Source organism: Streptomyces sp. NPDC040410, assembly GCF_055595715.1.
Map to the genome: position 1 here is coordinate 49229 of NZ_JBVIVK010000003.1, position 13605 is coordinate 62833.

Sequence of the window (13605 nt, forward strand, 5' to 3'; positions counted from 1 at the left end):
CCCACGAAGACGTCCCTGTGATTCGGACTAACGTGCTGGGAAGCAGCCACAGGAGCGGCCCGTCGAGGGGATATTCGTGACCAGCATGACCGTGCGGCCGGTGACCGGCGTCCCCCGGCGGCCGGAACCGACGGCCCTCCGCGAAAACCGGCTGCGCGCCCTGGACGGGCTGCGGCTGATCGCAGCGCTGATGGTGGCCGCGTATCACTACGGCGGCCGCGGCGGCGAGGTCACCCGGGCCTGGGGAAGTCCGGCGGCGCATCAGTTTCCCGCCCTGCATTCGTATTTCGCGTACGGCTGCCTCGGCGTCCAGGTCTTTTTCGTGATCAGCGGGTTCGTGATCTGTATGAGCGGCTGGGGCCGGTCCCTGAAGTCGTTCTTCGCGTCCCGGGCCGCCCGGCTGCTGCCGGCCTATTGGGCGGCGGTCCTGATCGTGACGGCGGTGTTCGCGCTGCCTGCGGTCACCTACGAGGCGCTGTCGCCGAGCGACACCCTGGCCAACCTGACGATGCTTCAGCAACCGCTGGGCGTGGACCGGGCGCTCGGGGTGTGCTGGACGCTGTGGGCGGAGGTCCGCTTCTACGCGCTGTTCGCGCTGTGCGTGGTCCTGCCCGGGGCGAGCCGGCGGCGGGTGGTCCTGTTCTGCGCGGGCTGGACGCTGGTCGCGGCGATCGCGCGGGGCGCGCGAACGGAGGTGCTCGACATCGTGGTGATGCCCGAGCACGCCCCGTTCTTCGTCGGCGGCGTCGGCCTCTACCTCGTCCACCGCGACCGGCGCGACGTGTACGCCTGGGGCATCGTGGCCGTGAGCTTCCTGATCGGGCAGCACCACGCGGTGCGCAGCCTGTGGAACGCGTCGGACCCGAACGCGTTCGCCCACCGCTCGTCGCTCGGTATCGTCCTCGTCGTCGCCTTCGGCTTCGTCGCGGTCGCCGCGATCGCGCTGGGCGGGCTGAGCTGGGCGAACTGGCGCTGGCTGACGGTGGCCGGGGCGCTCACGTACCCGTTCTACCTGGTCCACGAGCACCTGGGCTGGGTGGTGATCCACGCCCTGCACATCGGCCTCGGCCTGCCGTCGGCGGTGACCTTCGCCCTGACGGTCGCGTCGATGCTGCTGCTGGCCCGGCTGCTGAACCGGTACGTCGAGAAGCCGCTGACCCCGAGGCTGCGCGCGGCGCTCGCCAGAGCGAGCTGAGGGTTTTTCACCCGGTTGTTGCCTCCCTCCCCAGGCGCGCCCTGTCCGCATTCATCGCAAAGTTATTGAAAATGCACGAATGCGATCATATTGGAGAAAGGCCGCGGTCACGGTGGTGCCGCTTCTCGGCCTCGCCGCACTCGCCGGCACCCCCGCCCAGGCTGACCAGTCGACGACCACCCGGCAAGTCGACTACCGCGGACACCGGTTCACCGTGCCGGCCTCCTGGCCGGTGGTGGACCTCGACCGGGATCCGACCGTCTGTGTGCGGTTCGACCGGCACGCGGTGTACCTCGGACGTCCCGGCGCCGGCCAGGACTGCCCCAGCCACGCGGTGGGACGCACCGAGGCCCTGCTCGTCGAACCCGACGACAACGCGGCCGCCGAGCAAGGCACCGAGGCCGAGCCCGTCGAGCGCCAGTACCGCGCCCGCACGGCCAGGGTGACCGTCACCGCCACCTACGACAAGAACCCGGAGCTCGTCCGCGCCATCCTGTCCAACGCCGAGGTCCTGTCGGCGACACCCCGCGTGCCGGTGGTGCCACCCGCACCCCCGGAGGCCGCAGCCGGCCTTCCGGCGAGCGCCACCGACCACACCGGCCACGGCTTCGACACGTGTACCGCCCCCTCCGCCGCCGCCATGCGCGCCTGGCGCAAGAGCTCGCCCTACCGTGCGGTCGGCATCTACATCGGCGGCTCGAAGCGCGCCTGCAGCCAGCCCAACCTGACGGCCTCCTGGGTGCGGCAACAGGCTGCCGACGGCTGGCGGTTCGTGCCGCTCTACGTCGGCAGGCAGGCCTCCGGCATCACCTCACCCGCGGTGCAGGGCGCGAGCGCGGCCCAGGACGCCATCGTCGACGCCGCCGCCCTCGGCTTCGGGAGCGGATCGGTCCTGTACTACGACATGGAGGCGTACCCGTCGACGTACACCTCCAGGGTGCTGGCCTTCCAGGAGGCCTGGACGGAGGAACTCCATGCCTGGGGCTACCTCTCCGGGTGGTACAGCAGCAGCAGTTCGGGCATCGCCGACCTGGTCGACAAGTACGGCGACCGCACCATGCCGGACGTCATCTACAACGGTCTGTGGAACGGCTTCGCGGACACGTTCGACCCGCTGGTGCCGAGCGCCTACTGGGGCAATCACCAGCGCATCCACCAGTACTCCGGCGGGCATCGCGAGACCTGGGGCGGCACCACGATCGAAATCGACCAGGACTACCTGGACGTCCGGCTCGCCACGGACCCCGTGCCCGGCGTTCAGTCGACCCGGTAGCGGGCCTCGATACCCGCGACGACCAGCGCCAGCCCCTCCTCGAAGTGCCGGTCGTAGTCCTGGAAGAGTTCCGCGCCCGCCTGGGCCGACAGCGGGAAGTCGGCCATCAGGCGGGCGCGTTCGTCGACGTCGAAGCCCTCGCGCCGCTCGCCGGGCAGGGGCTGGACGCCCTGTTCCTCGGTGACGAAGCCGAGGGTGTACAGGTACGTCGTCAACGTCGCGCGGACGGCCTGGGCGAGGGTGAAGCCGGCGGCCGTGAAGAGGCGGAGACTGTCCTCCATCTGCTCGGCGTGCACGAGGCCGGTGAAGCGTGAGCCGCTGAAGACCTTGGCACCGTCGCGGTAGCAGAGCAGGGCCGCGCGCAGTGCGCGGTTGGACTTCAGCAGCCGTTCCCGCCACGTGTCGCCGGGGTCGAGGGAGGCCCCGGCGACCATCCGCCGGTACATCTCCGTCGCCATCTCGTCGAGCAGCGCCTGCTTGTCCTTGAAGTGCCAGTAGAGGGCCGGCGCCTTGACGTCCAGCTCCTTGGCGATGGCGCGCAGGGTCAGCCCGTCCAGGCCGGCGTCGTTCAAAAGCCTCAGGGCGGCGTCCGCGACCCGTCGGCGGTCGAGGGGGGCGCGTCGTTCCGTACTCACGCCGGACAACCTAACAGCGTCCTTCCGCCTTCTCGCTTGACAACTTAACAGCGTTAAGGCCACTCTCGGAAACGGGCAGAGCTTAACAACGTTAAGGAATGTGGATCATGACTGTGCACACGGACGTACTGATCGTCGGCGCCGGCCCGACGGGCCTCGCCCTCGGGGTCGACCTCGCCCGGCGGGGCGTGGACGCCCTCGTCGTGGAGCGGGCCGACGGACTGTTCCCCGGCTCGCGCGGCAAGGGCATCCAGCCGCGCACTAGGGAGGTGTTCCACGACCTCGGCGTCCTCGACGCGGTCCACGCGGCCGGCGGCGGCTACCCGGTCGGGATGATCTGGCAGGACGGGGAGCGGGTGGGCGAGCACCAGATGTTCGACCCGGCGGAGACGAGCGAGGACTCGCCGTACACCGAGCCGTGGATGCTGCCGCAGTGGCGCACCCAGGAAATCCTGTACGCGCGGCTCGAGGAGCTGGGCGGGCGAGTGGCCTTCGGCCGGGAGGTCGTCGGCCTCACCCAGGACGCGGACGGCGTGACCGCGGAGTTCGCCACCGGCGCTCCCGTCCGCGCCCGCTACACCGTCGCCGCCGACGGGGGCCGCTCGGCCGTGCGGCGCGCGCTCGGCATCGGCATGGCCGGGGAGACCGTCGACCCCAACCCGATGCTGGTGGCGGACGTGCGGATCACCGGCCTGGACCGCGACAACTGGCACATCTTCCCGCCGCGCGGGGAAGGCGCCGGCTTCCTCGCGATCTGCCCGCTCGCCGGCACCAACGACTTCCAGCTCAGCGCCCAGTTCCCGGACGGCACCGAACCCGACCTGTCCCTCGACGGCATCCGCAAGGTCGTCGCCTCGCGTTCGCACCTCGCCCCCGAGGACGTGACCGAGGTGCGCTGGGCCTCGGACTTCCGGCCCCGGGCGGCCCTCGCGGACCGCTTCCGCGCCGGGCGGGTCTTCCTCGCCGGAGATGCGGCGCACATCCACTCGCCCGCCGGGGGGCAGGGCCTGAACACCAGCGTCCAGGACGCCTACAACCTGGGCTGGAAGCTGGGCGCGGTGCTGCGCGACGAGGCACCGTCCGGGCTCCTCGGCACATACGAGGAGGAGCGGCGGCCCGTCGCGGCCGACATGCTCGGTCTGTCCACGAGCGTCCACCGCGGCGAGACCCGACGCGGCGAGGCGACCCGGCAACTGGGGCTGGGCTACCGGGACTCGTCGCTCACGGAGGAGACCCGCACGGCTCCGGACGGCCCGGTACGGGCGGGCGACCGCGCGCCCGACGCCCAGGTGGCGGGTGTACGGCTCTTCGACGCGTTCCGCGGACCGCACTGGACGCTGCTCGCGCTGGGCGCTGAGGCACCGGACGCCGACAGGTCACTGCACGTCGTACACGGCCCCGCGCACGAGGCATACGGCACCGGCCTGTTCCTGGTCCGCCCGGACGGTTACGTGGGCTGGGCCGGACGGACGGCGGCGGGACTCGGGGTTTACCTCACCCGCTTCGGCCTGCGGACGAATCACCCAGGTCAGAACGCATCCGACGGCACGTAAGTCCCCCAAACCTCCCGGAGGGCATTGCACACCTCGCCCACCGTCGCCCGTGCCCGCAGCGCGTCCTTCATCGGGTACAGGACATTGTCCTCGCCCTCGGCCGCCGTCTTCAGGGCGGCCAGGGCCGAGTCCACCGCCGGCTGGTCGCGCTCCACGCGGAGCTTGGCCAGCCGCTCGGCCTGCTGCGCCTCGATCGCCGGGTCGACGCGCAGCGGCTCGTACGGCTCCTCCTCGTCCAGCTGGTAGCGGTTGACGCCGACCACGACCCGCTCGCCGGAGTCGGTCTCCTGGGCGATCCGGTACGCGCTGCGCTCGATCTCGCTCTTCTGGAAGCCGTGCTCGATCGCGCTGACCGCGCCGCCGAGCTCCTCGACCTTGGCCATCAGCTCGACGGCCGCCGTCTCGACGTCGTCGGTCAGCTTCTCGATGACGTAGGAGCCCGCGAAGGGGTCGACCGTCGCCGTCACGTCCGTCTCGTAGGCGAGGACCTGCTGCGTGCGCAGCGCCAGGCGGGCGGACTTGTCCGTCGGGAGGGCGATCGCCTCGTCGAAGGAGTTGGTGTGCAGGGACTGCGTGCCGCCCAGCACGGCCGCCAGGCCCTGGACGGCGACCCGGACCAGATTGACCTCGGGCTGCTGGGCCGTCAGCTGCACGCCCGCCGTCTGCGTGTGGAAGCGCAGCATCAGCGACTTGGGGTTCTTCGCGCCGAACTCCTCCTTCATCACCCGCGCCCAGATCCGGCGGGCGGCGCGGAACTTCGCGACCTCCTCCAGGATCGTCGTACGGGCCACGAAGAAGAAGGACAGGCGCGGGGCGAAGTCGTCGACGTCCATGCCCGCCGCAACCGCGGTACGCACGTACTCGATGCCGTCCGCCAGTGTGAACGCGATCTCCTGCGCGGGCGAGGCGCCGGCCTCCGCCATGTGGTATCCGGAGATCGAGATCGTGTTCCACTTCGGGATCTCGGCCCTGCAGTACTTGAAGATGTCCGCGATCAGGCGCAGGGACGGCTTCGGCGGGAAGATGTACGTCCCGCGCGCGATGTACTCCTTGAGCACGTCGTTCTGGATCGTGCCGGTCAGCTTGTCGGCGCTCACGCCCTGCTCCTCGGCCACCAGTTGGTAGAGGAGCAGCAGCAGGGCCGCCGGGGCGTTGATCGTCATCGACGTCGACACCTTGTCCAGCGGGATGCCGCCGAACAGCACGCGCATGTCGTCGACCGAGTCGATGGCGACGCCCACCTTGCCGACCTCGCCGTGCGCGATGGGGGCGTCGGAGTCGTGGCCCATCTGGGTGGGCAGGTCGAAGGCGACCGACAGGCCCATCGTGCCGTTGGCGATCAGCTGCTTGTAGCGGGCGTTGGACTCCACGGCCGTGCCGAAGCCGGCGTACTGGCGCATCGTCCACGGGCGGCCGGTGTACATCGACGGGTACACGCCTCGCGTGAAGGGATAGCCCCCGGGCTCGCCCAGCTTCTCGGCCGGGTCCCAGTCCTGCAGGGCGTCCGGTCCGTAGACCGGTTCGATGGGCAGTCCGGACTCCGACTCGCGCGCCATGGTGTGTTGCCTCCCACTGAGCAGATATCGCCGGTTACTCGCTGGTACAGACCGACGCTTCGACGGACTGTAGCGGTGGGCGTGCACCCGGTGGAGGGGCCCACGCTGGGACCTTGCTCACAGCCTCAAGGCGGTCCCGGACACAACAATGCCGCGCCGTTCGCAACCAGTCATCCGTGGGGAACATCTCAGGTGACACGACACCGGTGGGCGCGTGCACAGTGAGACGACGGGGGGCCGCGGTGCGGACTACGGGCATGGGGAAATCGATCGCCGTCCTGGTGGCGCTGGTGGCGGTGAGCGGCTGTACGGTCCAGGCCGCGGACGGCGAGCGGCACTCGCCGGTGCGCATAGACGTCCCCGGCCGGCCCGCCACCACCTCCCCCTCGGACGACAAACCGGGCCCTGCCCGCACGACACAGGCGGCCTCGGCGGTCCTGTGGTCCCGCGGCGACACCGGCCGGGACGTGCGCGAACTCCAGGCCCGGCTGCGCCAGATCGCCTGGCTCTTCGACGGGCCGACCGGGACGTACGACGACCTGACGGAGCAGGCGGTCAAGGGCTTCCAGGGCAAGCGGGGCCTGCCGGAGACGGGCAGGACCGACACCGTCACCTGGCGGCGGCTGCTGAAGATGACGCACGAACCGGGCAAGTGGGACCTGTACCTGATGGGCGGGCAGCCGGCCGCCGCGCCCGACCCGCGCTGCCTGAACGGCCGGGTGCTGTGCATCGACAAGTCGAGCCGCACCCTGCGCTGGATGATCGACGGGCGGACCGTCTCGACGATGCCGGTGCGCTTCGGCTCGCAGTACACGCCCACCCGTGAGGGCGTGTTCCAGGTCTACTGGAAGTCCCGCCACCACGTGTCGACGCTGTACGACTCGCCCATGCCGTACGCGATGTTCTTCAGCGGCGGCCAGGCCGTGCACTATTCGTACGACTTCGCGGCCCGCGGATACGCCGGTGCCTCGCACGGCTGCGTCAACGTACGGGACGAGGCGGCGATAGCGGCGCTGTACGCGCAGGTGAGGAACGGCGACAAGGTCGTCGTGCACTGGTGACGCCGACGGCGTGACGGGGAGATGTGCGGGGCGCGGGCGGGACCGGGGGAACGTGTCCCGCCCGCGCCAGATGCACGAGCCGAAGGTACGGGGGGAACCCCGGCTCTGTGCGACGGCCGATGACCAGTCGGCTCATTCATTACTGCGCCCGGGCTGCCAAAAACGTCACACCCCGCGCCGAAAAAATTCGACGAGTTGAGAAGGCGCAGGTCACAGGGTGCTGTACGGCGAAGACGGCGAGGTGGGCGAGGTGGGCGAGGTGGGCGAGGTCGGCGACTGGTACGGCGGGAGCGGCACTGCGGAGGCCGGCGTGTCGCCGACGCCGTCACCCAGGCGGTCACGGTAGTTACCGGTGCCGGGGCCCAGGCGGCGGCCGTCCTCGTCCTTGCGCTTGTCCGAGCCCCTGTCCGAGCCCCTGTCCTCACCCTTGCCCGAGCCGCCGCCGTCCTTGCCGTCCTCGTCCGCGGAGCTCTCGCCGACGGCGGACAGAACGCCCTTGCAGTACCTCCACACGCGTGCGGAGCCGCCGGCCGCGTCCTCCAGGGTGTGCCTGCGCCGGACGGTCAGCTCCCTGCCGTCGCGGACGTCACGGCAGGCCGACGCGGCTTCACGCCACCGGTCGGCCGGTTGGTTCGAGGGGGCGGAGCCGGTGGCAGGGCCGGTGGCCGAGCCGCCGCCACGCGCCGTGTCACGCGGAGCTCCCTGGCGGGGGGCGCCGGAGGTGGCGCCGTCGGGGGTGGGCTCGCCTCCCGGGGCGTTCGGCGAGGGCGAGACCGGCGGGCGGTCCGGTGTCACGGGCACCGAGACGGATGCGGCGGGGCCCGGTTCGGCGTCGTCGAACGGCGTCGGCAGGACTCCGGTTCCGGCCGCGGCCGCGACCCCGCCGACCATGCCGGCGGCCAGCGCGGCGGTCAGCCCGAGGCGCAGGGGGCGACCCCAGCGGGGGCGCGGGGCGCGCCTGTCCGGGCCGCCGATGCGCACCAGCCCGGCGTCGGAGGCATGGCCTCGCGCACGCCGGCCGGCAGCGGCCTGCCCGCCGCCGCGAAGCTCGCGTTCCTCGCGCGCCGTGCGGAAGGCGGCCAGTGCGGCTGCCTCGCCAGGGAGTTCCGTGCTGCTCAGCGGGGTTTCCACGGACAGCGAACCCAGCGTCTTGGCGAGCCGTTCGGCCTCGTCCCGGGCGGCGGCGTCGACAGCGTTGTCCAGTGGCTCCCCGCGCAGCAGACGCTCCGCCGTTTCACGGTCCAGCCACCTGTACTCGTCGGCCATCACATGTCCTTCTGCGTCCGCGAACGCATATGCGTCACACTCGCGGACGTCACCGCGCGGCCGCGCGGTTCTCGCTGGGGCGGCAGGGCGTCGAGCCCGCCCGCGGATTCCGGATCGTCGCCGAGGAGCTCGGCGAGCCGCCGCAGACCGCGGTGTGCGGCCGTCCGCACGGCACCCGGTCGCTTGCCGAGGGTCTCCGCGGCGGTCTTGGCGTCGAGGCCCACGACCACCCGCAGGACGACGGCCTCGGCCTGGTCCTGCGGCAGCCTGGAGATGAGGGAGAGCGTGCTGTCGGTGGCCAGGGCCTCGATGGCCTCGCCGGCCGTGTCGGACTCGGCGGCCTTCCCGGTCAGTTCGGTCTCGTCGCCGCCGATGGCGGGGCGGCGGCCGCGCATGCGTATGTGGTCCAGGGCGCGATTGCGGGCGATCCGGGCGGCCCAGCCGCGGAAGCGGTCCGCGTCCCCGCTGAACCGCTCCAGGTCACGGGCTATCTGCAGCCAGGCCTCGGACGTCACGTCCTCGGCGTCGGGATCGCCGACCAGCGTCCGTACGTATCCGAGCAGTCGTGGGTGCACCGCGCGGTACACAGTCCGGAACGCGGTCTCGTCCCCGTCCTGAGCCGCAAGCACCGCGGCGGTCAGCTCCGCGTCGTCCCCCAGCACGTGGTTCCTCAGTCGATGGTCGCGGCCCTCGGGCCGTCGATGGTTGCGGTGATCAGGGTGATCATCCGTCTTCCGCGCCCGGCGCGAAAGGCACGTTACGACCTGAAACCGCTCTTCGTCCATGTCCGTAGAGGATGCAACCAACCCGTGACGTGATGACGTGTGACAGAAACCGCACTCCTGGCGCTGTAGATAGTACGGGCCGCCGCGCGGCCCGTGCCGCGCGACGGCCGGGGCCTCTCCTGTGGGGGGTGGCGGCCCCGGCCGTTGCCTCGGCTACGAACTCGGTTGCCGAAGAGGCCAGTTGCCGAGAGGGCCGGTTGCCGAAGAGGCCAGTTGCCGAATTAGCCAGTCGCCGACAACGCCGGTTGCCGGAACGCGGTTGCCGAGGAACCCGGCTGCCGAAGGCGCCGGTTACTTCTTCTTCTCCTGGGCCGTGCCGGACTTCTCCTCGCCCGTGCCCGCGTTGTTCTCTTCGCTCGCGCCAGCGTTGTTCGTCTTCTCCGGCGTGGCCGGCCTGCCGTCCGCAGTCACCGTCGCCCTCGCCGTCGCCTCCGCTTTCGCCTTCGCCAGCACGTCGGCGCAGTACGCGGTGACGTTCTCCTCGCCGCCCGCGGCCGACAGCAGCCGCTGCCAGGCCGTGGAGCCGAGGGCCTCCCCCCGGTCGTTGACCCGCTCGTACGCACGGCAGTGCGCCTCGGCGTCCTGCGCGGTGACCGGCCGGCCCGGGCCCGCGGAGGCCGCACCGGACGTCGTGGGCGAGGGCTCGGCCGCCGGGCGGCGCGTGGCGCCCGCTGTCCGGCCGGGGCTTTCCCGGTCGTCGGCGGAGCCGTCGGAGGGCGTGCCGTACGAGCCGATCGCCGCGACCGCCACGCCGCCCAGGGTGAGGCTCGCGAGGAGCAGGGAGAGCGTGACCTTCATCGACCGAGCGACCCTCCGCTGCTCCCGGGGCCGCCAGTCGTCCCGGCGCCGGGTGCGCGACCGGTGCGCGCCCGTGTCCCGGGCGGTCCGGAAGGCGTTCACGGCCCGCTCCTCGGCTTCGGCGTCATGGCCGTGCCCGCGCATCGCGGCGGCGAGCAGCGCCTCGAGTTCCAGGGCGTCGCCTGGGTGCGCATGCCGACGGCCGGACTCCCCGCCGCTCTGCCGTTCACCCATGCCGTGTCCGTCCCTGTCCGACTCGTCCGGCCTGTGCGGCCTGTGCTGCCTGTTTCGACCGGTACGGCGGCCTGTGCCCGTCGCCCGTCATGTCGACTCCCCCAGCGTTCGGGGGCTCTCATCCGTCACACCTTCCCTGCCCAGCTGTTGCGCGAGCCGCTTCAGACCGCGGTACGCGGCCGTCCGCACGGCACCCGGCCGCTTGCCGAGGACGCGCGCGGCGGCGGGGCCGTCGAGGCCGACGAGGACCCGCAGCAGCACGGCCTCGGCCTGGTCCCGCGGCAGCCCGCGCACCAGCGCGAGGGCGGCCTCGGTGGAGAGGGACTCCAGGGCCTGCTCGTGCGTGCTGTGCCGGCCGGGCAGCTCCAGCACATCCTGTTCCAGCGTCGCCGAGCGGGGCCGTACCCGCTGCCGGCGCAGATGGTCCAGTGCCCGGTGCCTGGCGATGGTCGCGCTCCAGCCCCGGAACCCGGCCCCGTCGCCCTTGAACCGGCCCAGGTCCCGGGCGATCTCCAGCCAGGCGTCCGACGCGACGTCCTCCGCGTCGTCACCGACCAGCCCGCGCAGATACCCGAGCAGTCCGGGCTGCACCAGCCGGTAGGCGACCGCGAAGGCCGCCTCGTCACCTTCCTGGGCCCGCGCGACGGCCGCGCCCAGTTCGCCGTCGTACGCCTGTGCGCGCCGGGGTTCCCCTGCCTGGCCCAAGAACTGTCCTCGTCCGTACCGAGTCCGTGGCGGTTCCGCTCATCGGGACACGGCCGCCCCTGTCCCCGTCCCCCACGGTCAACAGCGTCGTCGCTCACAGAAGTGTCACAGTGCCTCACACACCTCCCACGTCAGGCCGCCCTTCGTGCCCGTCCGTGCAGGGTCAGGTAGAAGGTGCGCAGGGAGTCCTCGGGGTCGCCGGAGTCGAAGCGGTTGTGGATCTTGCCGAGCGGGTTCCAGACCCGGCCGTCCGGCATCCGCACACCGACCGGCTGCCCGAAGAAGGCCCGCTGATCGGCGTCGAAGTCCACCCACACGGCGCCGGCCCTGCGCACGAGCACTTCACCGACGTACGCCCCGAGCCCGAAGAGCGTGCCGTGGACCTGCTCCCGCTCCGCACCGCCCTTGCGCAGGCCGTCGACCAGGAAGTCGACGACGCGGAGACTGGCGACGGAGTAGTCGAGCGGGAGCCGGTTGCGGGCGGCCACGCGCGTGACGAACGCGTTCGCGTGCGACCGCATCGCGCTCGCGCACCGCTCGCGCTCATCGACTCCACCCATGGACCCAACCCTCCGCTCGGCTCGGGGAGGCCTGCGGTCCCCCCGTCACCCCAGCGGATGCCGTCCCGGAAACATCACCGGCCACCCCTGGCCCCGCCCGTCACATCCCGGCACAGCAGCCGCAGCGACCCGTTCCCGGCGAAGCAGCGGCGGGCCTCCTCGATCGGGTCCCACAGACGGCCGTCCGGCGTGCGGATCCAGTGGTCGCCGCCCGTCGCCCACCACTCCGCGCCGGTCAGACGGACGATCACCTCACCGCCGTAGGCGCCGAGACCGCGCAGCACGTTCTCCACAGCGGCGTACGGCACGCCCTCCTGCCGTATGTCCTCGATCATGCGGTCGACGCGCCACAGGCTCTGCGCCGAGTAGTCGAGGCGCAGCCGCGCTCCCTCGCGCATGGTGGCCACGGCGTCCGCCGCCCACCGCACGGGCTTCGTCGCAGCCGAGGGTCTGGTCTCCTGCCGAGTCGTCACATCCCGAAGAGCGTGCCGGCACGGTGTTTCGTCACCCGGTTCCGCAGGGGTCCCCGAGACCGGTGCAGCACCGCCCCACGAGGGCCACAGAACCCTCTCAAGGCGGAGAATCCGGGCAGGAGTCACGGCCGGGAGTGACGGTTCGGCCCTCCCGTGCGCTCCCTTCTCCGATGAGCGTGTACTTCCATCTGCGCGCGGTGCCGCCCTCGGCCCTGCGTAACAGCACGACCTGGCTGCGGAGACTGTTCGAGGACGACTGGGACTCCGTACGGGTACGCCTGGACCGGCATCGCGAGGAGATACTGGACAGGCGTTACCTCGACCACGAACTCCTCTATGCCGGCGCACCCCGCACCACACGAAGGCGGGGCCACGAGCCGACGTGGTCCTCGGCGGACAACCGCTCGCCCCTCCCGACCCGGACGAGCCGTCGTTCCTGCTGCTCACCGGGGCGCGGACGGCCCGGGTCGCCGAGTTCCTCACGACCGCGGACTTCGAGGCCCTGTGGCGGCTCACCCGCGACAAGCTGCTGCCCCGGTACTGCGGCCCCTGCTCGGAGCCGCAGACGCGGGGCGTGTTCGCGGCGGCGCACAGGGACCTGACCGCGTTCTACTCGCAGACCGCCCACTACGGGGACGCGGTGGTGAAGTGGCTGGTGCGGTGAGCGCGGACCGCCGAGCCTGCCCGCAGACCGCCGGGCTCGCCTTCAGCGCCGCCCGCGCGCCCGGCGGGACACCACCGCGCGCAGCACGCGCCGCCCCTCCGTCGACACCTCCAGTGCCGGGCGCAGCCCGCCCGCGCCGTGGCCGGCGAGCAGCTCCAGGATAGTGAGCTGGCGCCGCAGTTCGGCGGTGACGAGGGGCGACATGCCCTCCGTACGGCCCTCCCGGCGGGCGTCGACCGAGGACGCGTCGTCGTCCATGGGGTCGAGGAGCCGGTGGATCTGCAGCGCGGCGACGGAGCAGGCGTCGGCCCACACCCGCACCTCGGCGGCGGACAGGTCGGCCGGGGCGGCGGCGAGCATCCGGCGGGCCAGCAGGGCGGCCTCGTCCTCGGCCGCGTCGTGCCCGGCCAGTTTGTCCCTCGCCTGTTCCAGCCGCTCGCCCCACTCACCGCCGTCGTTCCCGGCGAGGCTCGCCCACAGTGGCCGCAGGATCTCGTCGTCACCGCCGAGCAGCGGCACGCACCGATCCAAACAAGCCAACCCGCTGGCGGCCAGTCCGCGTTCGTCGGCCTGAGCGATCAGTTCCACCAGGCTCATCCACGCCTCCTTACTGCGGGTCCCCTACGGGTCCTCTGTGGGCCTCTACCGGGCACCTTCCCTTACGGAGCCCGCACTTCCCCTTACTGCGTGCGACGGCTCCGGAGTGTCACAGAGGTACCACGCCGAGGCCTTCCAGGGAGGCGAAAGAAAGGATTTTCGGCCAACGAAGCAGAAACCCCTGCACACGGGCAGCGTCAGGCGTGCGCGGGGGCGGCCAGCAGGGCCACGGCCGCCCGCGCCCGCCCGG

The 13605-nt window shown here is 71.9% G+C and carries 14 protein-coding genes; 5 read left to right on the plus strand and 9 right to left on the minus strand.

From position 1 onward, the window contains the following. The first annotated feature begins 85 nt into the window (after positions 1 to 85). Both ACZ562_RS07505 and ACZ562_RS07510 read left to right on the plus strand, forming a co-directional pair. Entirely contained in the window at positions 86 to 1195 is a 1110-nt protein-coding gene (locus ACZ562_RS07505) for an acyltransferase family protein (RefSeq protein WP_471175660.1), read from the plus strand. A gap of 79 nt (positions 1196 to 1274) precedes the next feature. Then, a complete protein-coding gene (locus tag ACZ562_RS07510; protein ID WP_471174918.1) occupies positions 1275 to 2468 on the plus strand; it encodes a DUF1906 domain-containing protein in 1194 nt (397 codons plus the stop codon). Here ACZ562_RS07510 and ACZ562_RS07515 read toward each other — a convergent pair. Next, the gene (locus ACZ562_RS07515) at positions 2453 to 3103 is read right to left on the minus strand and encodes a TetR/AcrR family transcriptional regulator (RefSeq protein WP_471174920.1); all 651 of its coding nucleotides are present in this window, start codon (positions 3101 to 3103) and stop codon (positions 2453 to 2455) included. The two genes, ACZ562_RS07510 and ACZ562_RS07515, sit on opposite strands and share 16 nt — an antisense overlap. 107 nt (positions 3104 to 3210) lie before the next feature. Between ACZ562_RS07515 and ACZ562_RS07520 the strand changes: the two genes are divergently transcribed. Beyond that, on the plus strand, positions 3211 to 4656 hold the full coding sequence (locus ACZ562_RS07520) for an FAD-dependent oxidoreductase (protein WP_471174922.1): 1446 nt from the start codon (positions 3211 to 3213) through the stop codon (positions 4654 to 4656). Here the strand turns inward: ACZ562_RS07520 and ACZ562_RS07525 are convergent. Next, on the minus strand, positions 4632 to 6212 hold the full coding sequence (locus ACZ562_RS07525; protein ID WP_471174924.1) for an acyl-CoA mutase large subunit family protein: 1581 nt from the start codon (positions 6210 to 6212) through the stop codon (positions 4632 to 4634). The genes ACZ562_RS07520 and ACZ562_RS07525 overlap by 25 nt on opposite strands. A gap of 257 nt (positions 6213 to 6469) precedes the next feature. Between ACZ562_RS07525 and ACZ562_RS07530 the strand changes: the two genes are divergently transcribed. Further along, complete coding sequence (locus ACZ562_RS07530; RefSeq protein WP_471174926.1) at positions 6470 to 7273, plus strand: L,D-transpeptidase family protein; 804 nt, start codon at positions 6470 to 6472, stop codon at positions 7271 to 7273. A 210-nt stretch (positions 7274 to 7483) separates the two neighbouring features. Here the strand turns inward: ACZ562_RS07530 and ACZ562_RS07535 are convergent, their stop codons facing one another. The 6 genes from ACZ562_RS07535 to ACZ562_RS07560 all read right to left on the minus strand — a co-directional run bounded on the left by ACZ562_RS07535 (position 7484) and on the right by ACZ562_RS07560 (position 12094). Then, on the minus strand, positions 7484 to 8539 hold the full coding sequence (locus tag ACZ562_RS07535; RefSeq protein WP_471174928.1) for a hypothetical protein: 1056 nt from the start codon (positions 8537 to 8539) through the stop codon (positions 7484 to 7486). Continuing rightward, the gene (locus ACZ562_RS07540; protein ID WP_471174930.1) at positions 8539 to 9201 is read right to left on the minus strand and encodes an RNA polymerase sigma factor; all 663 of its coding nucleotides are present in this window, start codon (positions 9199 to 9201) and stop codon (positions 8539 to 8541) included. The genes ACZ562_RS07535 and ACZ562_RS07540 overlap by 1 nt, the downstream gene beginning before the upstream one ends. 414 nt (positions 9202 to 9615) lie before the next feature. Beyond that, positions 9616 to 10356 (minus strand): hypothetical protein, encoded by a 741-nt coding sequence (locus ACZ562_RS07545; RefSeq protein WP_471174932.1) that lies wholly within the window; start codon positions 10354 to 10356, stop codon positions 9616 to 9618. Positions 10357 to 10443: 87 nt separating this feature from the next. Beyond that, complete coding sequence (locus ACZ562_RS07550) at positions 10444 to 11061, minus strand: RNA polymerase sigma factor (RefSeq protein ID WP_471174934.1); 618 nt, start codon at positions 11059 to 11061, stop codon at positions 10444 to 10446. Positions 11062 to 11192: 131 nt separating this feature from the next. Next, positions 11193 to 11621, minus strand: coding sequence for a hypothetical protein (locus ACZ562_RS07555; RefSeq protein ID WP_471174936.1), 429 nt, complete (start codon positions 11619 to 11621; stop codon positions 11193 to 11195). 74 nt (positions 11622 to 11695) lie between these two features. Next, complete coding sequence (locus tag ACZ562_RS07560; RefSeq protein ID WP_471174938.1) at positions 11696 to 12094, minus strand: hypothetical protein; 399 nt, start codon at positions 12092 to 12094, stop codon at positions 11696 to 11698. Positions 12095 to 12476: 382 nt separating this feature from the next. On the opposite strand from ACZ562_RS07560, the gene ACZ562_RS07565 reads away from it, so the two are divergent. After that, positions 12477 to 12758, plus strand: coding sequence for a hypothetical protein (locus tag ACZ562_RS07565; protein WP_471174940.1), 282 nt, complete (start codon positions 12477 to 12479; stop codon positions 12756 to 12758). A 42-nt stretch (positions 12759 to 12800) separates the two neighbouring features. Here the strand turns inward: ACZ562_RS07565 and ACZ562_RS07570 are convergent, their stop codons facing one another. After that, positions 12801 to 13355 carry a hypothetical protein gene (locus ACZ562_RS07570; protein WP_471174942.1) on the minus strand — a complete coding sequence of 185 codons (555 nt, stop codon included), beginning with the start codon at positions 13353 to 13355 and terminating at the stop codon, positions 12801 to 12803. Positions 13356 to 13605 lie beyond the last annotated feature (250 nt).

Bases quoted from the DNA above. Each gene is read 5' to 3' on its own strand.
- ACZ562_RS07510 (WP_471174918.1), top strand. From the start codon at position 1,275: ATGCGATCATATTGGAGAAAGGCCGCGGTCACGGTGGTGCCGCTTCTC.
- ACZ562_RS07505 (WP_471175660.1), top strand. From the start codon at position 86: ATGACCGTGCGGCCGGTGACCGGCGTCCCCCGGCGGCCGGAACCGACG.
- ACZ562_RS07535 (WP_471174928.1), bottom strand. From the start codon at position 8,539: ATGGCCGACGAGTACAGGTGGCTGGACCGTGAAACGGCGGAGCGTCTG.
- ACZ562_RS07530 (WP_471174926.1), top strand. From the start codon at position 6,470: ATGGGGAAATCGATCGCCGTCCTGGTGGCGCTGGTGGCGGTGAGCGGC.
- ACZ562_RS07525 (WP_471174924.1), bottom strand. From the start codon at position 6,212: ATGGCGCGCGAGTCGGAGTCCGGACTGCCCATCGAACCGGTCTACGGA.
- ACZ562_RS07520 (WP_471174922.1), top strand. From the start codon at position 3,211: ATGACTGTGCACACGGACGTACTGATCGTCGGCGCCGGCCCGACGGGC.
- ACZ562_RS07570 (WP_471174942.1), bottom strand. From the start codon at position 13,355: ATGAGCCTGGTGGAACTGATCGCTCAGGCCGACGAACGCGGACTGGCC.
- ACZ562_RS07545 (WP_471174932.1), bottom strand. From the start codon at position 10,356: ATGGGTGAACGGCAGAGCGGCGGGGAGTCCGGCCGTCGGCATGCGCAC.
- ACZ562_RS07555 (WP_471174936.1), bottom strand. From the start codon at position 11,621: ATGGGTGGAGTCGATGAGCGCGAGCGGTGCGCGAGCGCGATGCGGTCG.